General features: G+C 51.3%; 1 rRNA gene. It reads left to right on the forward strand.

Features of this window, described 5'->3' with window-relative positions:
* Nucleotides 1-228 (forward strand): 23S ribosomal RNA (locus G6554_RS25545); the annotation flags it as partial.

The following is a 228-nucleotide window of genomic DNA, read 5'->3' on the forward strand; positions in this document are numbered from 1 at the left end:
GGGATGGACGCACCGCTGGTGTACCAGTTGTTCTGCCAAGGGCATCGCTGGGTAGCTATGTGCGGACGGGATAAGTGCTGAAAGCATCTAAGCATGAAGCCCCCCTCAAGATGAGATTTCCCATAGCTCTAAGCTAGTAAGAACCCTGAAAGATGATCAGGTTGATAGGTCAGAGGTGGAAGCGTGGCGACATGTGGAGCTGACTGATACTAATCGTTCGAGGACTTA

This window comes from Bacillus sp. MM2020_4 (genome assembly GCF_011250555.1).
Taxonomy (GTDB): Bacteria; Bacillota; Bacilli; order Bacillales; family Cytobacillaceae; genus Neobacillus.